Here is a 23435-nt window from a genome sequence, read left to right as displayed (position 1 = left end):
TTCGGTCGAGTTGCTGCCCGATCGATGACAATGCCGGTACGGTCGGCGTGTGGGCCGGGCGGGGCGCAGCCGCGCAGCGCAGACTTGTCCGCGTGGAGGCGCAGCAGGTACTCGGCGGCCGCTACCGGCTCGAAGACCAGCTCGGCCGGGGCGGCATGGCGGTGGTCTGGCGGGCCCGTGACGAGGTGCTCGGCCGTCCGGTCGCGGTCAAACTGCTGGCCGGCCCGCACGCCCGGGACCCGGTCTCGCGACGGCGGATCCGGCACGAGGCGCGGGCCGCGGCGGCGCTGTCGCATCCCAACATCGCCCAGGTGTACGACTTCGGCGAGTCGGTCACCGGCCTGACCTGCATCCCGTACGTGGTTATGGAGCTCGTCGAGGGCAGCACCCTCGAACAGCGCCTCGCGACCGGGCCGCTGCCGCCGAGGGTCGTCTTCCGGATCTGTGCCGAGGTGGCCGCGGCGCTGGCCGCCGCCCATGACCGTGGCCTGGTGCACCGTGACATCAAGCCCGGCAACGTGATGGTGACGCCGTCCGGGGCGAAGGTCGTCGACTTCGGCATCGCCGCCGCGGTCGGACCGGGCGACGCGGACGAGTGGGGCGACGAACTGCTCGGCACCCCCGGCTATCTCGCGCCGGAACGGATCAGCGGCGACGCCGTCGTCCCCGCCTCCGACGTGTACGGCGTCGGGGTTCTGCTCTACCGCCTGTTGGCGGGACGCCCGCCCTGGAGCGCGGAGACCGCGACCCAGATGCTGCGGGCCCACGTGTACGTCGAACCGGCGCCGCTGCCGCCGCTGCCCGACGTACCGGCGAAGGTCGTCGAGCTGTGTCGACGCTGCCTCGACAAGGACCCGGAACGGCGCCCGGCGGCCCGGGAGGTGGCCGCCGTGCTCGCCCGGGCCGCCGGGGTACGGATCGTCGGCGACGAACTCGCCCACTCGCTGGCCCCGGCCTCGGTCGACGGCGAACCCTCGACCGTGCTGGTGCCCCGGGCGGCCGGCGGCCGAGGCGGCCGGTTCCGGGCGGGAGTGCTGGCGACCGGCGGGGCGGCCGTCGCGGTCACCGCGCTGCTGCTCTGGCTCGCCGATCCGCTCGGCTCGGGACTGGGCCGGCACAGTGGAGCGGCGGAGCCCGGTCCGAGCGGCCGGCCGACCGCCGGGACCGGGCCGTCGGGGCGCACCGGTGGCGGATCCGTCTCCCCACCGCCGTGGCCGGTTCCGCTGACGCCGCTCGCCGGCGTCCCGGCGACACCGCCCGGCAGCCGGGTGCCCGGCCCGCTGACCGGATTTCCCCCGGGCGGTCAACCCGGCGGCGGTCCGGGCGGCCCGACACCGACCGGGCCGGGCGAGCCGGAGCCGTCGGCGCCGGACTCACCACCGCCACCGACTCCTGCGCCGGAGGAGAAGACCCTCACCTCGGACGGCGGTTCGGTCCAGGCGGCCTGCACCGACGGCGACGCCTGGCTGCTCTCCTGGACGCCGCACCGCCCCTACCGGACCGACGAGGTCGAACCGGGTCCGGCGCCGGCCACGATGGTCAGGTTCCGGCACGGCAACCGCACCGTGCAGATGACCGTCACCTGTACCGACGGCGTCCCATCGACCACGAACACCGCCTCGGAGTGAGCCGGGCGGGGACTCGGGGCATGCCGCCCGACCGCGCTCACATCCGGCTGGCGACGGTGCCGGCCACCTCCTCCAGCGGCTCGCGGCTCTCCTTCGGGTCGTTCAGCAGTACCAGCTTGACCGCGACCCACTGGCCGCCCTTCTGGACGAAGACGGCGCCGTCCTCGGCGTACGCCTCGTCGCCGACGCCGGGCAGCGGCCAGATCTCGTGCTCCAGTTCGCGTTCGATGTCGAGGAACTTCTTCGCCCCGTCCCCGACGTAGATCTCCACCTGTGCGGTCGGGCCGGTGACCGGCCCGGTGTAGCTGCACGTCTCGCGGATCGGTACGGCGTCCTCCAGCGGCGTACCGGCCAGTTTCTCGGCCTCCGCCTTGGTGACCAGTGCGCAGGGGTCCAGCGACGCGGCCGCCGGTGCCGCCGAGGTCGGCTCGGTCGCCGGCTCGGCGCCGGTGGCGGCCGGCGGGGCGGCCGGCGGAGCCGCGGGCGGGTCGCCGCCACCGAACCGGCCGCACCCGCCGACGAGGGCGAGCGCGAGCGCTGTCAGGGTCACCAGCACCAGGCGGCTACGGACGATCATCAGGGAGTTCCTCTCAGCCCACGCAGAGCGGGACGTTCGGCAGGGTCTGGGCCGCCCGGTGGATCGGCCACAGCTTCTCGGTCTCGAGTTCGAACTTCAGCTTCGCCGGCAGCAGCTTCTGCAGCGCCTCGACCGCGACCGACGAGGCGGTGATCCCGAACCCGCCGCCGACCTTGGCGTTCAGGCTCGCCGACACGCAACGGGCCAGCGGGGCGCCCAGCGCCGAGCCGTTGGTGACGCCGAGGTCGACCACGAGCTTGGCGTACGGGCCGGCGAACGCCGCCGGGATGCCGATGCCGAACTGGATCTTCGTCTCCACGGCGAAGGCGAGGCCGCTGGGGCCGACCGAGATGCCGGTGATCGAGTCCATGATGCTGCGGACCACCGAGAGGGTCGGCTTCTGCAACGTACCGCCGATCATGCCGAGGGTGCCGTTGACCGCCCACTCCCCGGCCGCCTTCACCGTGGTGTTCCGGCCGCTCAGACCGGTGCTGACGATGAACTTCCAGGTGTTGCTGTAGACCAGCGGCTCACCCGGAATCGGAATGTTGATCTCGACCGGGACCTCGACGCGGACCTTCTTGTTGTCGTCCGCGCCGTTCGCGGCACCGGCCGAGACGTCGACCGAGATGCTCCGGATGCCGTCGACCGCGAAGGTGGCCGAGCCGCCGATCCGCCCGTTCGAGATCGGGACGTCGGCCCGGATCCGCAGGTCGGCGACGTTCATCGCGAAGTCGATGTAGACCTTGAGGTTCTCGTTGGCCGCGTACCCGATCTTCAGTCCGAGCTTGCCCGGCGTCCGGTACGGCTGCGCCTCCCAGTCGCCGACGCTGACCGTGAAGTTCCGTTCCCGCGCCGATGGCATCCGGCCACCACCGGCCGGGGCGAGCCGCACGGGATTCATCGCGAGCACGGTGGTCCCGTCCTCCTCCGGCGCCGGAGCCGCGGCCGGAACGGTCAGCGCCGCCGGAAGAGTCAGCGCGGCGGGAACGGCCGGCCCAGTCGGAACGGCCGGCGGCCGGGGCCCGGCGCCGCCGCCGAGCCCGATCGGTGTGACGGCGTCCTCCGGCGACCGCGTCCCGGCCGGCACGCTCACCGCCCCGGGCAGGTTCGGGACCTCCTGGTACGCCAGGTCGGCCTCGTCGAACCGCTGCTCGGAGCGGAAGTGGGCGTCCCGGAACACCTCGGTCAGCGTCACCGGCGCCAGGCTGACGGCAAGATCGTCCCCGGTCCGCCGCGCCTGTACCACCCGGCCGACCGCTCGGCTGGTGGCGTACATGATCCGGCCCGGTTCGAGGTCGTCGGCGCCCGGCGCGTCGGCGTCGAGTACCCAGGTCGTCCCGTCCGCGCTGGCCGACCGGATCGCCTCCGGTCCGCCCTCGACGAGCACCACGTCCGGCTGGTATCTGATCGACCGGTCGCGGCTCGGGCCGTATCCGTAGCTGCGGCCCGCCTCGCTCGCGGCGGCCCCACCCGCCGGTTCGTCGCCGCCGGGCCGGAGGCCGCACGCGGCAACGCCAGCCAGCAGGACGGTCACCCCGAGTAGCGATCCGTACCGCCGCCAACTGGACATCCGCCGCCTCCGCGCTCGATCCCGCCGCGTCGGGCGGGCTGCCACCGGCCGGCCGCGCCAGCCGCCCCCGCCGGCCGGACCCGGAGCCGGGACGTGGCGTCCCGGCCGGCACCCCGCCGTCCGGGCTCCATGATGGTCGGCGATGTTCGGAGGCGGTTCAGGAATCGTTCAGGGGGCCGGCGGCCGTGGCGGTGGCCGCCGGAAAGGCCGCCGGCTGCACCTCGATCTCCCGCATCCGGTCGAGGTAGTCCTGGTAGCGCCGGGCCGCCTCGCCGTGCCGCCCGGCCGCCGACAGCGCGGTGACCAGCCCCAGGTGTGCCGATTCGTCGTAGCCGTCCTCGGCGGTCAGCCGCAGGTACCAGCCGACCGCCGCCTCCGACCGGCCCGTTCGCAGGCACCGGCGGGCCAACCGGCGGATCAGCTCGCGGTGCAACTCGGCCAGGGCGGTACGCGGACGGGCCACCCAGTCCCCGGTCACCTCGCCGTCGTCGCAGAAGTCCCCGGAGTACATCCCGACGACCGCCTCCAGCCGGCCCAGTATCTCGACGCCGCCCGCCTCGTCCCGCTCGCCCACCGGCGCACCGCCGTTCACCCGGGTACGCCCGTCCGGCGGGCTCGCACCGTCGGCCGCGATCGCCGACCGTGCCGCGTCGTGAAACCGCACCGCGTCCACCGACACCTGGTCCGGGTTGATCCGTACCGTGGCCGGATCGGTCTCCAGGTATCGGTCGGCCGGGTGTCGGCGGTCCGGGTCCAGCACGGCGCGGACGGTCGAGACGAGCACCGAGAGCCGGCGCAGCGCCACCTCCGACGGCGTCTCCGGCCACAGCACGGCGGCCAGGGTCTCCCGGCCCAGCGGCCGGCCGAGCTGGCCGGCCAGCACCTTCACCAGTTCCCGTGCCTTGCGGGACTGCCAGGCCGCCGCCGGTACCGGCACCCCGGCCAGCCGGACCACGAAGTGCCCCAGGGTCTGCACCTCGACCTCCGGCACCGGCGCCGGTCCGATCGCCGCCAGCGGCCCGGCGACGTGCCAGGCCCCCTCGCGTACGCCGAGCCGGTGCAGCCGCTGGTAGGCGACCTCCTCGGCCGGCCGGTCCACCCCGAGCCGCGCCCGCAGCAGCGCGTTCGTGGCCAACGCGACCTCGTTGCCGGCATCGGCCCAGATCTGTGCCGCCTCGACCAGCCCCACCATCGGACGGCCCGACGTCCGGCCGGCGTCGGAGCCGCCGGCACCGCCGGCCGTACCCGCCGGGCCGGCCAGTCCGGTGGCGAGCGCCGCGAGTTCGATCGCCTCGGCCAGCCCGGCCGGATCGCGCCGGGGTCCCGCCTCGGCGCGGGCCCGCTCGGCGTGCCGGCGGGCCGAGGCGACGTCTCCGGAACAGAGCGCCACCCAACCGGCGGCGAGTTCGGCCACGGTCGGTCCGTTGGCGCTCGGCATCGCCAGGGCCCGCCGGGCGTACTCGGCCGCCGCGGCCGGGTCGTCGGCGTACCGGGTGCGGGCCAGCCCGGCACACGCCTCCATCAGCACCTGCGCGTTGCCGCCCGGTTCCGCCATCGCCAGCGCCGCCCGGTAGCCGGCCACCGCCTGGCTGGTCGAGCCGCAGACCCGGTGCACCCGGGCGGTCAGCAGCAGTCCGAACGCGGCCAGCGGCGACCCGTCGCGCTGCCACAGGCTGAGCGCCGCGTCGGAGTCGGTCCGGGCCCTGGCCAGTTCGCCGAGCCCCAGCCACGCCTCGGCGCGGTTGTGCAGGGCCAGCGCCAGCAGCAGCCGCTGCCCGGTCTGCTCGCCGAGCCGGATCGCCGCGCCGAGCTCCTCGGTCGCCGCCCGGTACCGGCCCTCCTCCACGAGCCGGGAGCCGACGTTGCAGTGGATCCGCAACTGCTGGGCGAGGTCACCGGCCCGGACGGCCGCGGCGAGCGCCCGGGCGTACGCGTGCTCGTTGCCGGCCCGGTCCCCGGCGCTGAACGCGGCCAGCGCCCGGGCCACGTACGCGGCCGCGATCGCGGCGTCGTCCCGGCTCTCCTCGGCCAACCGGACCGCCTCGTCGGCGAGTTCCCTGGTCCGGGCCCCGTCTCCCCGGGCCCACCGCACCGCCGCCCGTCCCGCCATGACCTGCGCCTGGTCGGCCAGCCCGGACGTCCCGCCCCCGGGCGTCCAGGTGCCGGGCGCGGCCCGTTCGAGCAGCGCCTCCGCGTCGTCGAACTCGCCCCGACGGTGCAGCAGCGTGCCGAGCTGCCAGGCCAGCGCCGCCGGCAGCGGCATCCCGGCCGGTACCGCCGCCAGGTAACGCAGCGCCTCGTCGTGCTGCCCGTCGCGTACCGCCGACTCGGCGAGCACCAGGTCGGCGTCGGGTATCCCGGACGGTCCACCCAGGACCAGCCGGGTCGCCCGGAGCGGGGCGAACTGACCGGCGGCGAGCCGGCGCCGACCGGCCAGCTCGCGCAACGCCCGGTCGTACGCCCCGGCGACCCGGCCGCGCGGACCGGCCCGGCGGATCGCCGACAGTGTCCAGAGTGCGGCCAGGTCGGCGTCGTCGAGCGTCGACGAGAGCTCGTCCAGTCCCGGCGGCGCCAGCGCCCCGACCTCGCGGGGACGCGTGGCCCGGTGTCCCCGTCCCGCACCGAACTCGGTGGCGAGGCCGGTGATCGCGGCGACCACCCCGGGTGAGTCGGCACAGTCGAGCGCGCTGCGCCGGACGATCGGGTGTTGCCCCGCCGGGCCCGCGGCCGCCAGCATCCGGCGTACCTCGGCCGGGGTGAGTGCGAGATCCGCCGCGGTGATCTCGCCGAGCCGGCCGGCGGATCGCAGCGGGCCGGCCGGGAACGGCACCGGGTCCCGTCCGGCGACCACCAGCACCGTGCCGGCGGGCAGCCGGGTGGCGAGCGCCGCCAGCAGGCCCGCGCTCGGGCCAGCGTCCAGCAGGTGGGCGTCGTCGAGCACCAGGCGGATCGCGGCGGGAACGGACCCGGCCGGGCCGGCACCGGCGGCCGGGCCGGTGGTCGCAGTGGCAGCCGGGCCGGTGGTCGCAGTGGCAGCCGGGCGGGCGGCGGCCAGTGCCTCGACGAGCAGTCCGGCGAGTACTGCCGGGTCGTCCAGGGTGTTCGGGACGGGTACCTGGATGCCGGCGCCGCGTAGCGCCGCCGCGATGGCGGCGAAGAAATGCTGCGGATCGCGATCGGCTGGACGGAGGGTGTGCCAGGTGCTCCGCCGCCGGTCCGCCCAGTCCCGCAGCAGGGTCGTCTTGCCGGCGCCCGGATTGGCGACGACGGCCACGAGACGGCGGGTGGAGAGCTGGTCGAGACGCCTGATCAGCCTCGGCCTGGGCAGCACGACCGGATCGGGCCACCCGTCGCCAGCCGGTGCCCATCCCCCACCGGTGGTCACGGCATCAGGTTATCCGCCGGCCGGAGACGACCGTCCGGCGACATCGGCGGGACAGGCAGGTGTCCCGGGCGGTCGTCCGGCGGTCGCCCGTCGGCGGCAGGGCGGTTACCCCGGTCCGCGCCCTCCACCTGTGCCATGCCGCTCCTCCCGCCCCCGGGAACGCCTCGATGACATGATCCAACAGCCCGGCAAGCTTCTCGTCGTACCGGTACGGCGCGACCGACGGTCCGCCGGGCAGGGCGAGGATCTCGACGGCGAGGGCGTCATGCACGTGGCGTGGGACGCCCACCGGGCGGTCACCGGCGAGGGGCTTCCGCCCGGCGTCCCCACCGTCGGCTACCCGGATCTCGACCCGGCCTGGAACTTTCGACTTCGCCGACAGGGCCGAGATGCGGCGCCGGCTGCCTCGACTGACCGCCCTCTGCCTCGGGCCGGACGTCAGTTCGGCGGCAGGGTGTCCATGAAGGAGCTGACCGAGAAGACCGCGTTGCCGGCACCGGGCGGGCCGTACCCGGGCGGGCTGCTCAGCCCGTTCGCCTCCATCGTCGCCCGGTACGCCTCCAGCAGCCGGATGTGGTATTCGAGCGGCGCGCCCTGCGGGTTCGTCCGGCCCAGCGGCGTGGTCGGCTCCGGGCACCAGGTGGTGAACCGGGGAGTGATCCCCCGGGACATGAAGAACTGCAACCCCTCGGTGGTCGACTCGATCGCCTCGTCCACGGTGCTGAAGCCGAACGGCTCGGCCATCTCGATCCCGGCCACGAAGTTCGGAATGACGTTGCGCGGCCCGAAGATCTCGGCGGAGTCGAGGATGCGGCGGTGCCACTCCTCGCGACCGACGTACCGCTCCTTGCCCGGGCAGTAGAGCTCGAAGAGCCGCTTGTCCCAGACCTCGTAGTTGGGGTGGTAGATCCGGATCCCGTAGTCGTGGAACCGCTGCACGTCGGCCTTTGGCAGGGCCTGGGCGACCACCTTGCCGATCCACCGGCCGGGGAACCGTTCCTCGATCGCCTTCGCGTACCGGCCGTAGAAGTCGGCCTCGGCCAGCCCGTCGACCTTGGAGGTGACGCTACCCCCGGTCAGGGTGTATGCCTTCGAGGCGCCGAGGGTGTCGTGCCGGTCGATGATCTCCATCGCCTCCAGCACCTCGTCCACCGGCTTCACCCCGGTGTACGGCCGGCCGGCCGCCTTGTGCTGGCGCCAGTTGTGGTTGATGTCGCAGTACTGGCACTCCTCCTTGGCGCCGAAGTACTGGCAGACCCGGAAGACGGTGAGGTAGATCAGGTAACCCCACTGGATGGTCGGGGCGACCTCCATCACCGACTTGCCGCCCGCGAGGGTGTGCCGGTAGTACTCCGGCATCGGTGGCAGCCCGACGTCGGCGATCGGCCGGTCGTCGAGATAGAGCCGGAGCACCCCGTCGCCGCCGTCCTTGACCCGGTACGGCGAGTCGGGGTTGACCCGCACCGAGACCACCGTGCGGCGCAGCTCGTACGGGCCGCCGGTCAGGACGATCTCCTCCGGCGGCCGGCGCAGCGCCGCCGAGCCCAACTCGGGCAGCGTGCGGTGGTCGAAGGAGAAGATGAAGTACGACTTCGGCTTGACCTCGCCGTTCTCGTTGTCGGTCAGCGCCGAGTCGTCGAACGCCATGCCACCGCGCAGCAGGTCCTCCTTGAGGACCGCCTCGCGCGGGATGTGCGGGAAGCGCCCCATCAGGTCCTCGACGAGATCAGTGCGGGTCTGCACGCGCGCTCCTCCGGTCCGCTACGACGCCGTCGGATCTGCCGACGAGCCTGCCGTCACCATGGCACCCCGCGCCGGCTGGCCGGCGACCGCCTCCTCGGCGGTGTGCCCCCGACCACGCTACCCGCGCCCCGTCCGGGCCCACCGAGTGGATCAAGCATCGGCGAGGCGGCCGGGTGCGCAGGTACGGCCCGCGGTACCCCGTCGGGCAGTTGACGGCATCGCAACCGTGCCATCACGGAGCGCAGTGCCCTGGGTAGATCGTCAACACCTATCCGGGCAACTGCCGCTTCTGCACCTTGCCCATCGCGTTGCGGGGCAGCGCGTCGACCAGGTGCACCCGGCGGGGCCGCTTGTGCCGGGACAGCCCGGACGAAACGAAGTCGATCAGCGCCTGGGCGGTCACGCCGTCGCCGACGACGTACGCCACCACCTCCTGGCCGAGGTCCGGATGCGGGGCGCCGACCACCGCCGCCTCCCGGACTCCGGGGTGGGCGAGCAGCATGTTCTCCACCTCACCGGCGCCGATCCGGTATCCGCCGCTCTTGATCAGGTCGACGCTGGCCCGCCCGACGAGCCGGTGCTGCCCGTCCGGCCCCACCGTCGCCACGTCGCCGGTGCGGAACCAGCCGTCCGGGGCGTACGACGCCCGGGTCGCCTCCGGCATCCCGAGATAGCCGCCGAAGAGGGTGGCGCCGCGGACCTGGAGTTCCCCGATGCTCTCGCCGTCGGCCGGCAACACCGCACCGGCGTCGTCGACCAGCCGGGTCTGGACGCCACGCAGCGGCAGGCCGACGTGTCCGGGCCGGCGGTCGCCGTCGACCCGGGTGCTGAGGGTGATCAGGGTCTCGGTCATGCCGTACCGCTCGATCGGGCGGTGCCCGGTCAGCCCGGCCAGTCGGGCGAAGACCGGCTCCGGCAGTGGCGCACTGCCGGAGACCAGCAGCCGCGCGCTGCCCAGCGCCCGGGCCGATCCGGGATCGTCCACGATCCTCGACCACACCGTCGGTACGCCGAACAGCAGCGTCCCGCCGGCCGCCGCGTACCGGTCGGGGTGGGGCCGGCCGGTGTGCACCAGCCGGGAACCGACCCGCAACGCCCCCAGTACGCCGAGGACCAGCCCGTGTACGTGGTACAGCGGAAGCCCGTGCGCCAGGGTGTCGTCCGGGGTCCACGCCCACGCCTCGGCCAGCGCGTCCAGGTCGTGCGCGATCGCGTCCCGGGCCAGCAGGACCCCCTTGGGCGCCCCGGTCGTGCCGCTGGTGTAGAGGATCAGCGCGGTGGCCGTACCCGATGGCTCCGGCAGTTCGACGGACGGCGCCGACCCGGCGGCGCGGACCGGCTCGACCGGCACCGGTACCGGGTGCGGCGGCGGGGTGTCCGCCAGCAGCAGGGCGGCTCCGGAATCGGTGAGGATGTGTGCCAGTTCCACCGGCCCGGCGTCGGCCGGCACCGGCACCACCGGTACGCCGGCCATCAGCCCGCCGAGTACCGCGACCACCCCGGAGAGCGAGGCGGTCGCGTGCACGGCGACGGCCGGCGCACCCACCAGCCGGCCGGCGACCCCGGCGGCGGCGGTCCGGAGTTCCTCCCAGGAGGCCGCCTCACCGTCGACCCGGACCGCGTCCGGACGGTCCGGCAGCACCCCACCCAGTGCCGGCAGCAGCATCGTTCCTCCCGTCCGTCGGCTGACGACGATCCTGCCAGGTGGAGCTGACCGCCGTGCCTACCGTCGACGGTGGGTGACCGACCCGCGTCGACCGTGAGTCGACCGTGAGGAGTGTGCCGGCGGGCGGCCGAGCGGTCAGTGGGACGCCCGGTCCTGTTCGGCCAGGATGCCGGTGCCCTGACCGACCTCGATCAGGTAGCCGTCCGGGTCCCGGAGATAGCAGCGGATCTCGACGCCGTGGTCCTTCGGCTCGGTGAGGAACTCGCCGCCCCGGGACGACCACTCGGCGTACACTCGCCGGACGTCGGTCACCCGGATGTTCATCGCGCAGCCGAGCGTGTTCGAGTCGGCCGGAGCCTGCGCGTTGACCGTCGGCTTGTCGTCGGTCGGGCCGCCCTCGGTGTTGAGCACCAGATAGCTGTTGTGGAACCGCAGGACGCAGGGCTCGCGCTCCCGCACGCAGGTGGCGCCGAGCACCCGCTGGTAGTACTCCCGGGACCGGTCGACGTCCCGGACGATCAGCAGGGTGGAGAGCATTGCCCCGCCCTTGGGACGGAAGTAGTCGGGTGCCTCGTCCGTCATGGTCGACTCCTTGTCCTGGGACTTTCTCCTGACCTTTCTCCCGCCTTCTCCTGGACGCGTTCGTGGTCAGAGCGGAGCATTCGGCTCGATCGCGAACTGTCCCGGGTCGCGCAGCGCGTCGGCGACCACGACCCCGGCCATGACCGCGGTGGCGAGGAACGGCGCGGCGAGCAGGGGCAGTACGAGGGTGACCGGGGTGAGCAGGGCGAACGCCAGCAGGGCGTACCAGCGGGTCGCCGCGACCTTCCGGTGCGCCTCGCGCTCGTCCCACATCCGCCCGACGAGGAAGAGCACCGGACCCCCGAAGATGATCCCGATCCAGGCCATGTCGTGCTCGGCGTACGGATCGTGGATGAGCAGGCCGTAGCCGACCGCGGTGGCGACGATCCCGCAGACCATCACCAGGTGGGTGTATCCGGCGATCCGGGTGAACCGGAGCTGGTCACGGCTCCGGTGGATGGCCTCGACGAGCGCGGGCCCGGGTTGGTAGAAGTAGATCCGCCAGAACAGCACGGTGGTGACGAAGGTCGCCACGAAGACCGCGGTACGTTCGACGGCGAAGCCGACGGGGCTGAGCACGAAGCCGCTGACCAGGATCGCCTCGCCGAGCGCGATGAGCAGCACCTGCTGGTAGCGCTCGGCCAGGTGCTCCGCGCTGACGACCCAGTTGCCGGCGTTGCTGCGGCCCACGCCCGGCGTCGGCCAGCGCAGTGCGGCACCGAGGAACTCCACGACCACCGCCACCGTCCAGAGGATCCCCCGGCCGGTGCCGCCGCTGAGCGCCCCGGCGATCCAGCCCACCGAGGCGATCGTCGACCAGCAGAGGATCCGGATCGACTCCGCGTTGCGGGGATGCCCGCGCAGCGCCACGATCAGAATGAGCGGGCGACTCATCTGGACCGCGACGTAGGTGCTGGCGAAGATCACGCCGCGCTCGCCGAAGGCCTGCGGCAGCGACACCGCCATGATCATGGCACCGAACATCGAGGCGATGACCACGAGCTGGACCTCGATCCGGCGGGGGTCGAACCGGCTCGTCGTCCAGGCGGTGAACAGCCAGACCTGCCAGAGGGCGAGTAGGACGAGGAGGGTCTGTCCCAGTTCGGAGACCAGGGTGCGGCGGCTGACCGTGAAGTCGTCGGTCAGCCGCTGGGAGAGCCGGGTGAGTGCGAAGACGTACACCAGATCGAGGAAGAGCTCCAGGAAGGTGGCCCGCCCCTGGCTTCTGGAGTCGCCGAGGTGTCCGCGTCGGTCATCGGCCGCCACGGACCATCCGCCTTGTCCCGATCTGCCCCGTCACTCGGCAGTCATACCACGACCGGCGGCCTCCGCCCGGGCATAACGGCGGACCGGTGGGCGACAACCCCGCCCGGGGCAGCCGCCCACCGGCGCCGTACGGCTCGCGGCGCTCTTCCGGTCAGCTCAGGCCAGCCCGGCCCGGGCCGCTACGGCGGTGTCCGGGTGGTCGCTGAACACCCCGTCCAGGCCGAGTCCGTAGAAGAGCTCGTACTCGGCGATGATGTCGCCCCGGGCGTTCGGGTCGGCGCCGGTCCGGAAGTCGGTCGGCAGGAACTGGTTTTCTGCCCGGAAGGTCCAGGCGTGCACCACCAGGCCGGCCCGGTGCGCGTCCCGGACCACGGTGGTCGGGGCGAGCAGCTTGCCGCTGGAGTCCCGGGGTACCAGCAGGTTCTTGTTCGTCCCGATGCCGTCGGCGTAGCTGTCGATCCAGCGGAGGTTCTCCGGCTTGACCAGGTCGGCATAGGTACGCGGGTCACCGGCCACCGTGAAGTCGTACGGGCGGCCGGCCGCGTCCAGCAACTGGGCCAGCCGTACGTCGGTCAGCTTGTTCAGCTTGCGGAGGTTGGCGGTCTCGAAGGACTGGATGATCACCGGGTCCTTCTTGTCGGTCATGCCGTTCTTCCGGAGTGCCCGCACCAGCGGCTCCTCCAGCGGCAGTCCGATCGACTGGAAGTAGCTGGGGTGCTTGGTCTCCGGGTAGATGCCGATGGTCCGACCCAGCCGGCGGCTCTCGCTGCGGGCCAGGTCGATGACCTCCTGGAGGGTCGGCACCGGCAACTGGCCGTCGAACGCGGTGTTGGTCACCCGTACCTGCGGCAGCCGCTCCTCGGCTCGCAGCGTCTTCAGCTCGGCCAGGGTGAAGTCCTCGGTGAACCAGCCGGTCACCGGAGCGCCGTCGATGGTCTTGGTGGTCTTCCGGCCGGCGAACTCGGGGTGCGCGGCGACGTCGGTGGTGCCGGAGATCTCGTTCTCGTGCCGGGCCACCAGCACCCCGTCCCGGGTCGAGACCAGGTCGGGCTCGATGAAGTCCACACCCATCCGGATCGCCAGCCGGTAGGCCTCCAGGGTGTGCTCCGGACGGTAGCCGCTGGCGCCGCGGTGCGCGATCACCAGCGGGCGGTCACCGGCCACCGGCCGCGACCGGTCGTCGTGCGCGGCGGCCTGGCTGGCCGGCACCGCCACGGCGGTCGCCAGCAACGCGCCGGCCAGGCCGAGCGCGGAAAGGGTACGTGCCAATGTCGTCTCCCGTCGGTCGAGGCGGTGCCGTGCCGCTGGGCGCGGCTCCGCCCGTGGATCGACCTGGAATCCAACCCCGCTCCGGCGACCAGCAGTCGGGCAGCGGCTGTCCGGATGGTGAACCTCCGGGGTGTGGGGGCCCGGCCTCGGTCCCGGCCATCCGATCTCCCTCCCCCTCGTCCGCCCGGGTCGACCGGAATTATCGCCGACCGTCCACTCCGGCACGCCCGATCGGAACGCGGGCCGGGGTCGAGGAAGAAACGTCGGCGCCGCGCGGTCCGGCTTGACCATCAATACCTAACGGTTAGACTCTAGCGGCTAGACGTCGGAGGTCGGTGGATGAAACACGTTGTGCTCGGGCTGCTCGCCGCCGGCCCGGCCCACGGCTACGAGCTGCGTCGGCGCTACGACGAGCTGTTCGCCGACGCCGGCGGCGAGGTCAACATCGGCCAGATCTACGTGACACTGGGCCGGCTGGAGCGGGACGGGCTGGTCGCACACACCACCGAGTCCGGCGGCGACCGGCGCGACCGCAAGGTCTACCGGCTCACCGCACCCGGCACGGCGGCGCTGCACGAGTGGCTCTCCGCCCCCTCGGATCCCCCGCTGGTCAAGCCGGACGTGCTGCTCCGGCTGGTCGCCGCCCGGCTCGCCGCGCCACTGCTGCCGGACGTGGATCCCCGGACGGTCATCACCGACCACCGGCAGCGCTGTCTGGAGGCGCTCCGGGAACTCGACCGGCAGGCGGCCCGCACCGCCGCCGGGAGCGTCAGCGGCCTGCTGGTGCAGGCGACCGCGCTGCACCTTCAGGCCGAGCTGCGCTGGCTGGAGGCGTGCCAGCAACAACTCGCGCAGATCGAGGTCAAGACCTCCTGGAAGGGAGACGGCGATGAGTGAGCCGCTGCTGCACGCCCGCGGCCTGGTACGCACCTACCACGGCGGCGTACGGGAGCTGGCCGCCCTGCGGGACGTCTCGATCGAGGTGGCGACCGGCGACTGGGTCGCGGTGACCGGGCCGAGCGGCTGCGGCAAGTCCACCCTGCTGCACCTGCTCGGCGGGCTCGACCGTCCCGACCGGGGCGAGGTGTGGCTGGCCGGCCACCGGATGGACACCCGCCCGGAGAGCGAACGGGCCATGCTGCGGCGCCGGCACGTGGGCTTCGTTTTCCAGTTCCTCAACCTGGTGCCGACGATGACGGTGGCCGGCAACGTGGAGCTGCCGCTCGTGCTCCAGGGCGTCGGCCGCCGGGACGCGCGCCGCCGGGTGCTGGAGGTCCTCGACGAGCTGGGCGTGGCCGAGGTTGCCGACGCCGCGCCGGCCGAACTCTCCGGCGGCCAGCAGCAGCGGGTGGCCCTGGCCCGCGCGGTGGTGCACCGCCCCGACGTGCTGCTGGCCGACGAGCCGACCGGGGCGCTGGACTCGGCCGCCGCCGAGACCGTCCTCGACCTGCTGCGCCGACGCCACCAGGAGGGTCAGAGCATCGTGCTGGTCACCCACGACCACCGGGTCGCGGCGGCCGCCGACCGGGTGGTGACCATGCTCGACGGGCAGATCGCCGACGAGCGGGACCTGACCGGCTCGGCCGGCCGGCCGGCGTTCGGCAACCTGATCGACCTGGAGGGCTGAGCCGTGTCCGCCGTCCTCCGGCTCGCCCGCTCCGGCCTGCGCGGCGGCAACCGGGCCACCGCGATCGCCACCGTGCTGGTCGCCGCGCTGGCCACCACCGGCGTGGTCGCCGGGCTGTCGGTGCGGGATCAGGGCGGCGCGGAGGTGGACCGGATCTACCGCGACGCCGGCCGCCCCGACCTGGTCGTCTACGGCACGCCGGAGGCGCTTGAAGCGGTACGCCTGGACCCGGCGTTCGCGGCGACCGCCCCGGTGACCCCGTACCTCGATGCGGCGGTCGTGCTCGGCCGGGACTCGGTCGACGCCCGGGTCACGACCCTGCTCACCGGTCCGTCCCTGGTGGGCCGCCCGCTGCTGCGTACCGGTGCGTGGCCGGCGGCCGGCGTAGCCGGGGAGGTGGTCTTCGACCAGGCCGCCGCGACCGAGGCCGGCATCCGCGCCGGTGACCGCGTCCGGCTGACCGTCGGCGGTCGGCCCGCGACCCTGACCGTGGTCGGCACCGCGGTCGACCTGACGGACTGCTTCTATCCGGACTGTGCCCCGATCCGGCTCTTCGTCGATCCGGCCACCCTGGCCGCCCTGGCCACGCCCACCCCGCCGCCGACCGCCGATTCGACACCGACGACCCACCCGGCACCGACCGGCCGTCCGACACCGACGACCCACCCGACACCGGCGGGCGCTGCCCCGAACGCGGTGCCGCCGAGTGCCACTCCGAATCCGGGCCCGCCGGGCGCCGGTGACCCGGCCGGGTCGCCCGGGACCGGTCGATCGACGGCGGGCGGCCGGACGGCACTGCTGGTCGCCCGGCTGGTCGACCCCGGCCAGGCCGACGCGGTGGCCGCCCGGGTCGGCACCCGCAGCGGCATCGAGGGAGTCCAGCCGTGGCCGGACACCAGGGAGGACATCCTCGTCCGGGACCGGATCTTCGGCGCCTCGCTGGCCGGCTTCGGCATCTTCGTCCTGCTCGCGGCCGCGTTCGTGGTCGCCGGTACCGCCACGGCTCGGCTGATGGCCCGCCGGCGGGAGATCGCGCTGCTCCAGTCGATCGGCTACACCACCCGGCAGGTGATCACCGGTCTGCTCACCGAGGCGCTGCTGCTCGGGGCGGTGGGCGTACTCGCCGGGTGGATGGCCGGCACCCTGCTCGCCCCGTACCTCCAGATCGGCCTCGGCGGCGCGCTCGGCCGGCCGGGCCTGCGGATCGCACCGCTGTCGCTGCTCGGCTCCGCCCTGCTGGTCGGCACGGTGCTCGCCGCGGCCACCGTCCTGCCGGCCTGGCGGGCGGTCCGGCAACCGGTCTCCGAGGTGTTGGGCAACGCCCCGCCGCGCGGCGCGGCCCCGGCCCGGGTCGCCCGGATGCTCGACCGGCTCCGGCTCGGCCCCGCCTGCCGGTACGGTCTCGGTGCCGTGCTCACCCGTCCCGGGCGCTCGGCACTGACCGCCGCCGCCCTGGCGGTCGCCGTGGCGGCGGTCGTCGTCGGGGTCGGCTTCACCGCCACCGTGGACCGGCTGATCGCCGAGCCGGCCCGGACCGGTGACCCCTACGACGCCGTCGTGGTGGCGGACGGCACCGCCCCGGCCACCGTGACCGCCGCGCTGGCCGGTACGCCGGGCGCCGCCGGCTGGTACAGCCAGCTCGACCGGCGGACCACCCTCGGCGACCAGACGTTCCTGTCCCGCGCGATCGGTGGGGATCCGGCCGACGCCAGGTTCCTGATCCGGGAGGGCAGGCCACTGCGGGCACCCGGCGAGGCGATCGCCGGATACGGTCTGCTGCGCCGGTTCGGGCTCCAGGTCGGCGACACGATCGAGGTCAGGGCCGGTGACACCCCGTTGCGGCTGACCGTCGTGGGCTGGTACAGCGAGACCGAGGACACCGGGGAGCTGCTGATGTACCGGGCCGAGATGCTGCCCGGGGTACCGCCGGACGCCTACCTGGTCTCGGCCGGCCCGACCGGTACGCCGCAGGCGCTGGCCGCCGCACTGCGCGACCGGCTCGGCCCCGGCATCACGGTGCACGCCCGGACGTCCGACCCCGACGACCTCGGTACGTACACCCTGGCGATGCGCCTGCTGGCGGCCCTCGTTCTGGCGGTCAGCCTGGCCAACCTGGCCGCCGCGCTGCTGACCGGTGCCCGGGAGCGGGCGCGTACCCTCGGAGTGCTCCGCGCGGTCGGGTTCACCGTCCGGCAGACCCTCGCCCAGTCCGCGACCGGCGGTGCCGCGCTCGGCCTCGCCGCCGCGCTCGCCGGCCTGCCGATCGGCCTGCTGGTGTTTCGGCTGCTCACCGACCAGGTACTGGTCGGCATCGGCGCCGGTCCCGGTCTCGCCGAACCCCCCTCCGCCATGCTGCTCGCCGCGACCGTGCCGGCGACCGCCCTGGCCGGCGCGTTCGCCGGCGTCCTGGCCGCCGGCCGGCTGGCCCGGACCCGGGCCGCCGACCTGGTCCGCTACGAGTGAGGCGCGGCGCCCGGTCCGGCCGTCGAACCGTTCGGGAGACGGGCCGGCATGACGGCTGCCGGCGGCCCGGGCGGTGAGCGCCGCTCAGAAGGTGACCGGCAGGCTGCTCAGCCCTCGGGTCCGGAACGACGGCCGCCAGGCCAGCTCGGCCGGGTCGACCGCCAGGGCCAGCTTGGGAAACCGCTGCAGGACCGCCCCGATCGCGATCTGCGCCTCCAGCCGGGCCAGCGGCGCACCGACGCAGTAGTGGATGCCGTGCCCGAGCGTCAGGTGCGCGTTGTCCGGCCGCTCCAGGTCGAGCGCGTCCGGATCGGCGAACCGCTCGGGATCCCGGTTCGCGGCGGCGACGCAGAGCAGCACCGTGGCCCCGGCCGGGATCGTGACCCCGCCGATCGTGAGGTCGGTGACCGCGAAGCGGCGCAACGCGACCGTGCCTGGCGGCTCGTAGCGGAGCAGTTCCTCGACGGCGGCCGGCGACGGTTCGGCACCGGCACGTACCAGCGCCAACTGCTCCGGGTTGCGCAGCAGGGCGAGCAGGCCGGTACCGATCACGTGCACGGAGTTCTCGTAGCCGGCGAAGAGCACCAGGAAGGCGAGCGAGGTCAGTTCGTCCTCGCTCAACCGGTCGGCGCCGCTGTGCCGGCCCGCGCCCGCGGCGCCGCCGCCGGCTGTCGGGCCGGGGCCGTCCGGCGCACCCGAAGCGGCACCGTCGACGCCACGAGCGGCGTCGTCCGCACCGGTGTCCCGGGCCGCGATCATCGCGGTGAGCAGGTCGTCGCCGGGGTTCCGTCGCTTGTCGGCGATGAGCCGGACCAGGAGGTCCTGGATCGCCAGGACCGCCCGGCCAGCCGAGCGGGCATCGTCGGTCGGCGGGGCGAGCATCACGTCGGTCCAGCCGCGCAGCGCGGCCCGGTCCGCCTCCGGCACCCCCAGCAGGTCGGAGATGACGGTGACCGGCAGCGGACCGGCGTACTCGGCGACCAGGTCCGCTCGCCCGGCCGGGGTGATCCGGTCCAGCAGCCGCTCGGCCGCCGCCTCGATCTTCGGCCGCAGCCGGGCGATCCGCTGTGGCCCGAAGGCATGCCGGACCAGCCGGCGGATCCGGGTGTGGTCCGGCGGATCCATGTTCAGCAGGTTGGCGTCCAGTGCCGGCGGCAGCGAGAAACCCTTCCATCCGTCGGTGGAGTTCGCCTTGTCCAGCGACAGCCGCGAGTCGGCGAGCCCGGCACGGACGTCGGCGTAGCGGGTCACCAGCCAGACGTTCGCGCCGTCCGGCAGGGTGAGCCGGTGCACCGGGGCGGCGGTGCGCAGCGCGGCGAACCCGGGATAGGGATCGGCGATGAACCGCGCGTCGAACAACGAGGCGGCGGAGATGGGGGCTCGGTCTTCCGTCTGCGGCGCTCCGGTCACCCGGCCAGGCTACCGGTGGCCGCGCGGTCCGCCGGAACGGTACGCGCGCGGCGGCCGACCGGCACGCCGCGCGCGCAATGTGGCGGGTCAGAAGTCGTCGTCGAACCGGACCGTGCCGGTCACCCCCACCTGGTACGCCGAGACCCGCCGCTCGAAGAAGTTGGACAGCTCCTGCACGTCCTGCAACTCCATGAAGGCGAACGGGTTCGCCGACCCGTACAGCGGCTCGATGTCGAGCTGGGCCAGCCGGCGGTCCGCGACGTACTGGAGGTACTCCCGCATGTCCGGCAGGGAGAGTCCGGAGACTCCGCGTTCGAGCAGGTCCTCGGCGAACTGCACCTCGCACTCGACCGCCTCGGCGAGCATCTCGCGGACCTGTCCGCGCAGCTCGTCGTCGAAGAGGTCCGGCTCCTCCCGGCGTACGGTGTCGACGATGTCGAAGGCGAACGCCATGTGCATCGACTCGTCCCGGAACACCCAGTTGGTGCCCGAGGCGAGCCCGAGCAGCAGTCCCCGGGACCGGAGGAAGTAGACGTACGCGAACGCGCCGTAGAAGAACAGCCCCTCTATGCAGGTGGCGAAGCAGATCAGGTTGAGTAGGAAGGCCCGACGGTCGTCCCGGGTCCTCAGCGCACGCAGCTCGAAGACGGAGTCGATCCACCTGAAGCAGAACTCGGCCTTCCGGCGGATCGACGGGATGTTCTCGATCGCGGCGAAGGCGGCGAACCGCTCCTCGTCGTCCGGCACGTACGTGTCGAGCAGGTTGAGGTAGAACTGCACGTGCACCGCCTCCTCGAAGAGTTGGCGGGACAGGTAGAGCCGGCCCTCCGGCGAGTTGACGTGCTGGTAGAGGTTGAGCACCAGGTTGTTGGCCACGATCGTGTCGCCGGTGGCGAAGAACGCCACCAGCCGGCTGACCAGGTGCCGCTCGGCCGGAGAGAGCCGCTCCAGGTCGGCCAGGTCGGCGTGCAGGTCCACCTCCTCGACCGTCCAGGTGTTCCTGATCGCGTCCCGGAACCGGTCGAAGAAGTGCGGGTAGCGCATCGGGCGCAGGGTCAGGTCCATTCCGGGGTCGAGCAGCATGGGTACCTCACGGTCGCTGGGGCATCGGTCGGTGGTGCCGGGGTCGGTCGTCGGGGTACCGGTGGAGGTCACTGACATGCCTCGCAGGACTCCGGGTTCTCCAGCGAGCAGGCCGGCGCAGGTTCTCCGTCGCGAAGCCCTGAGACGACCCCGTCCGGGGAGTCCGCGCCGGGCAGCGTCACGGGGGCGAGCGCGGGTCGGGAACCCTGCGGCACCGCGACCGTCGCCTGCTGGATCCGGGTGGCCGGGCGGGACCGCAGGTAGTAGGTCGTCTTCAGCCCGGACTTCCAGGCGTACAGGTACATCGAGCTGAGCCGGCCGATGTCGGGCGCGGCCATGAAGAGGTTCAGCGACTGGGACTGGTCGACGTAGGGTGCCCGGGCGGCGGCCAGGTCGATCAGCGCCCGCTGCGGCAGCTCCCAGGCGGTACGGAACAGCTCGCGTAGCTGCGCCGGCAGTTCCTCGATGCCCTGTACCGAGCCGTCCGCCCGCTTGATCGCGGTCCGGATCCGCTCCGTCCACAGCCCGCGTGCCTTCAGCTCCGCCACCAGAGCGGTGTTGACCTGGAGGAACTCTCCGCTCAGCGTCTCCCGCTTGAACAGGTTGGAGACCTGCGGCTCAATGCACTCGTAGCAGCCGGCGATCGACGCGATGGTGGCCGTCGGGGCGATCGCGACCAGCAGCGAGTTGCGCAGTCCGTACGCCGAGATGCGGTCGCGCAGCGCGGCCCAGCGCGCGGTCTGGCGGCCGGCCACTCCGTGCAGGTCGGGTTGGAGCTGCCCCGCCGCCGCCCGGGTCCGCGGGTACGCCGGATGGGCGCCGAACCGCTCGGCCAGCCCGGCCGAGGTCTCCAGCGCGGTCAGGTAGATCTCCTCGGCGATCCGGGTGGAGAGTTCCTCGGCGGCCGGCGAGTCGAACGGCAGCCGCAGCGCGAAGAACACGTCCTGCAACCCCATCACGCCGAGCCCGACCGGTCGCCAGCGCGGATTGCTCGCCGCCGCCTCCCGGCTCGGGTAGTAGTTGATGTCGATCACCCGGTCCAGGAAGGTCACCGCGGTCCGGACGGTCTCCCGCAGCCGTACCCAGTCGATCCCGTCCGGGGCGGCGGCTGCGCCGCCCGGGGCGGCCGGGCCGGCGACCAGGTGTGCGGCCAGGTTGACCGAGCCCAGGTTGCAGACGGCGGTCTCGGTGTCGCTGGAGACCTCGAGGATCTCGGTGCAGAGGTTGGAGAGGTGCACCACGTTGCCCGACTCGGCGGTCTGGTTGCACAGCCGGTTCGAGGTGTCCTTGAAGGTCATCCAGCCGTTGCCGGTCTGGGCCAGCGTGCGCATCATCCGGCCGTAGAGGTCACGGGCCCGGACCTGGCGGACGTAGCGGCCCTGCTCCTCGGCGGCCCGGTACGCCGCGTCGAACTCCGCACCCCAGAGGTCGGGCAGCTCCGGCACCTCGTCCGGGTCGAACAGCGACCACGTCCCGTCCGCCTCGACCCGCCGCATGAACTCGTCCGGGATCCAGTTGGCCAGGTTCAGGTTGTGGGTCCGCCGGGCCTCCTCGCCGGTGTTGTCCCGCAGTTGCAGGAACTCCTCGACGTCCGGGTGCCACGGTTCGAGATAGACGCAGGCCGCGCCCTTTCGCCGGCCGCCCTGGTTGACCGCCGCGACCGACGAGTCGAGGGTACGCAGGAACGGGACGATCCCGTTGGACGCGCCGTTGGTGCCCCGGATCAGCGCGCCCCGGGAGCGGACCCGGGACCAGGCGATGCCGATCCCACCGGCGAACTTGGACAGCCGCGCCACCTGCGCGTACCGGTCGTAGATCGAGTCCAGTTCGTCTCGGGGCGAGTCGACCAGATAGCAGGAGGACATCTGGGTGTGCCGGGTGCCCGAGTTGAACAGCGTCGGTGAGCTGGGCAGGTAGGCCAGCGACGCCATCAGCCGGTAGAAGCCGATCGCCTCGTCCGGGGTACGGGACAGCCCGCAGGCGACCCGGAGCAGCCAGTACTGCGGGGTCTCCAGCACCAGCCGGTCCACCGGATGCCGCAGCAGGTACCGGTCGTAGACCGTACGCAGCCCGAAGTACTCGAAGCGCCGGTCGACGGCCGGGTCGACGGCGTCATCCAGCTCCCGGGCGTGCGCCCGGACGAACTCGGCCGTCTCGTCGCCGATCAGGCCGTGCCGGTGCCCGAGTCGGATCGACTCGCTGAACGAGCCGACGCCCTGCCCCCGGACCTCCTGGTCGAGGTATCCGGCGAGCAGCCGGGCGGCCAACCGGGAGTACTGGGGCTCCTCCCCGATCAGGTCGGCGGCGGTCTGCACGCAGAGCCGGTGCAGTTCGGCGGCGGTCGCCCCGTCGGGCAGGCCGTTGACCGCCCGGGTCGCCACCCGTACCGGGTCGACGTCGGAGAGGTCGTCGGCCTCGTGCCGCAGCGCGCGGGCGATCGTGGCGACGTCGGCCGGCGCGGTACCGCCGTCGCGGCCCCGGACCCGCGGCGGTCCGGCGTCCCGGCCGGTACGGTGACCGGCGGTACCCGACATCGTCGACCGATCGGCGCGTCCCGGTGCTGCCCCGCTCGGCGTGGCCTCGGTGACCGTCACAACTCTCTCCTCGCGCACTCGACTCCTCCAATGGAGGAGGAGCCCGCGCGGAGACGCCGACGGGCACGCGCTTGGCGTACGTCGGTGGCGTCGGCCGTCCCGCGCGGCCTCGGACCGCCGCGTACGGGCTCGTACGCGGCGCGCTGGCAGGTCTTCGGACTCGTGGGCCGGCCGCGGGCGTACCCGGGTTCGTCTACTGGCCGTCGCTTCCCAGGCGGTCCGGTTTCCGGCCGGACGACCCAGTGCGTGATGACGGCGGTCGTTCCCACTCACCGCTGCGGGGCAGTCCCGGACTCCCACCGGGTTCCCTCTTGCCTCGACCGCCGGGCGGCGGCCGAACCAGCTACGATCAACACCATATATAGGGACGGCCCGAAAGTCATACCCCAAGATGTCGTGTCGGCGTGTCGGCCTCCGCCCCCGTCCGCCGGGCGACGGGCGGTGGACGCGGAACGAGCGGGACGGCGACGGCCGCCCGTTCCCCGCCGCCGGTGACGTGGCGCGGGCCCGAGGCGCGGTCACAACGACGGGTGGTCGCCCGTCCTTCCCGCGACACCACCGTGGCCCGC

At 73.5% G+C, this 23435-nt stretch carries 16 protein-coding genes and 1 riboswitch; of the genes, 4 read left to right on the top strand and 12 right to left on the bottom strand.

The window, feature by feature from the left end:
* Positions 1–92 precede the first annotated feature (92 nt).
* Complete coding sequence (locus tag R6Y94_RS01225; RefSeq protein ID WP_318393848.1) at positions 93–1628, top strand: serine/threonine-protein kinase; 1536 nt, start codon at positions 93–95, stop codon at positions 1626–1628.
* A gap of 37 nt (positions 1629–1665) precedes the next feature.
* On the opposite strand, the gene R6Y94_RS01220 is transcribed toward R6Y94_RS01225, so the two are convergent.
* From R6Y94_RS01220 to R6Y94_RS01180, 9 genes are all read right to left on the bottom strand, one after another.
* Positions 1666–2205 (bottom strand): DUF3558 family protein, encoded by a 540-nt coding sequence (locus tag R6Y94_RS01220; RefSeq protein ID WP_318393847.1) that lies wholly within the window; start codon positions 2203–2205, stop codon positions 1666–1668.
* Positions 2206–2218: 13 nt separating this feature from the next.
* On the bottom strand, positions 2219–3778 hold the full coding sequence (locus R6Y94_RS01215) for a hypothetical protein (protein WP_318393846.1): 1560 nt from the start codon (positions 3776–3778) through the stop codon (positions 2219–2221).
* Between the two features lie 157 nt (positions 3779–3935).
* Positions 3936–7163 carry a BTAD domain-containing putative transcriptional regulator gene (locus tag R6Y94_RS01210; RefSeq protein ID WP_318393845.1) on the bottom strand — a complete coding sequence of 1076 codons (3228 nt, stop codon included), beginning with the start codon at positions 7161–7163 and terminating at the stop codon, positions 3936–3938.
* 4 nt (positions 7164–7167) lie between these two features.
* Positions 7168–7452 (bottom strand): hypothetical protein, encoded by a 285-nt coding sequence (locus R6Y94_RS01205; RefSeq protein ID WP_318393844.1) that lies wholly within the window; start codon positions 7450–7452, stop codon positions 7168–7170.
* 149 nt (positions 7453–7601) lie between these two features.
* Positions 7602–8906, bottom strand: coding sequence for a radical SAM protein (locus tag R6Y94_RS01200; RefSeq protein ID WP_318393843.1), 1305 nt, complete (start codon positions 8904–8906; stop codon positions 7602–7604).
* A gap of 268 nt (positions 8907–9174) precedes the next feature.
* Positions 9175–10572, bottom strand: coding sequence for an acyl-CoA synthetase (locus R6Y94_RS01195; protein ID WP_318393842.1), 1398 nt, complete (start codon positions 10570–10572; stop codon positions 9175–9177).
* A 135-nt stretch (positions 10573–10707) separates the two neighbouring features.
* Complete coding sequence (locus R6Y94_RS01190; RefSeq protein ID WP_318393841.1) at positions 10708–11154, bottom strand: VOC family protein; 447 nt, start codon at positions 11152–11154, stop codon at positions 10708–10710.
* A gap of 66 nt (positions 11155–11220) precedes the next feature.
* Positions 11221–12420, bottom strand: coding sequence for a low temperature requirement protein A (locus R6Y94_RS01185; protein ID WP_318393840.1), 1200 nt, complete (start codon positions 12418–12420; stop codon positions 11221–11223).
* Between the two features lie 156 nt (positions 12421–12576).
* Positions 12577–13689, bottom strand: a complete 1113-nt coding sequence (locus R6Y94_RS01180) for a glycerophosphodiester phosphodiesterase (RefSeq protein WP_318393839.1) — start codon at positions 13687–13689, stop codon at positions 12577–12579.
* Between the two features lie 339 nt (positions 13690–14028).
* Between R6Y94_RS01180 and R6Y94_RS01175 the strand changes: the two genes are divergently transcribed.
* Genes R6Y94_RS01175 through R6Y94_RS01165 form a run of 3 tightly spaced genes read left to right on the top strand, consistent with a single transcriptional unit; the run spans position 14029 to position 17779 of the window.
* Entirely contained in the window at positions 14029–14586 is a 558-nt protein-coding gene (locus tag R6Y94_RS01175; protein ID WP_318393838.1) for a PadR family transcriptional regulator, read from the top strand.
* Positions 14579–15316 (top strand): ABC transporter ATP-binding protein, encoded by a 738-nt coding sequence (locus R6Y94_RS01170; RefSeq protein ID WP_318393837.1) that lies wholly within the window; start codon positions 14579–14581, stop codon positions 15314–15316. The genes R6Y94_RS01175 and R6Y94_RS01170 overlap by 8 nt, the downstream gene beginning before the upstream one ends.
* Positions 15317–15319: 3 nt before the next feature.
* Positions 15320–17779, top strand: a complete 2460-nt coding sequence (locus tag R6Y94_RS01165; protein ID WP_318393836.1) for an ABC transporter permease — start codon at positions 15320–15322, stop codon at positions 17777–17779.
* A gap of 84 nt (positions 17780–17863) precedes the next feature.
* Here R6Y94_RS01165 and R6Y94_RS01160 read toward each other — a convergent pair whose 3' ends face one another.
* From R6Y94_RS01160 to R6Y94_RS01150, 3 genes are all read right to left on the bottom strand, one after another.
* Complete coding sequence (locus tag R6Y94_RS01160; RefSeq protein ID WP_318393835.1) at positions 17864–19189, bottom strand: cytochrome P450; 1326 nt, start codon at positions 19187–19189, stop codon at positions 17864–17866.
* Positions 19190–19276: 87 nt separating this feature from the next.
* Positions 19277–20350 carry a ribonucleotide-diphosphate reductase subunit beta gene (locus R6Y94_RS01155; RefSeq protein WP_412102668.1) on the bottom strand — a complete coding sequence of 358 codons (1074 nt, stop codon included), beginning with the start codon at positions 20348–20350 and terminating at the stop codon, positions 19277–19279.
* A complete protein-coding gene (locus tag R6Y94_RS01150) occupies positions 20341–22806 on the bottom strand; it encodes a ribonucleoside-diphosphate reductase subunit alpha (protein ID WP_318393968.1) in 2466 nt (821 codons plus the stop codon). The genes R6Y94_RS01155 and R6Y94_RS01150 overlap by 10 nt, the downstream gene beginning before the upstream one ends.
* Before the next feature lie 187 nt (positions 22807–22993).
* Positions 22994–23225, bottom strand: a riboswitch (cobalamin riboswitch).
* Between the last annotated feature and the right edge of the window lie 210 nt (positions 23226–23435).

Origin of the sequence: Plantactinospora sp. KLBMP9567, from assembly GCF_033446045.1 — a bacterium.
In the GTDB taxonomy this organism is placed as follows: domain Bacteria; phylum Actinomycetota; class Actinomycetes; order Mycobacteriales; family Micromonosporaceae; genus Plantactinospora.
Note: the sequence above shows the minus strand (reverse complement) of the source record. Positions and strands in the feature narration are given on the sequence as shown.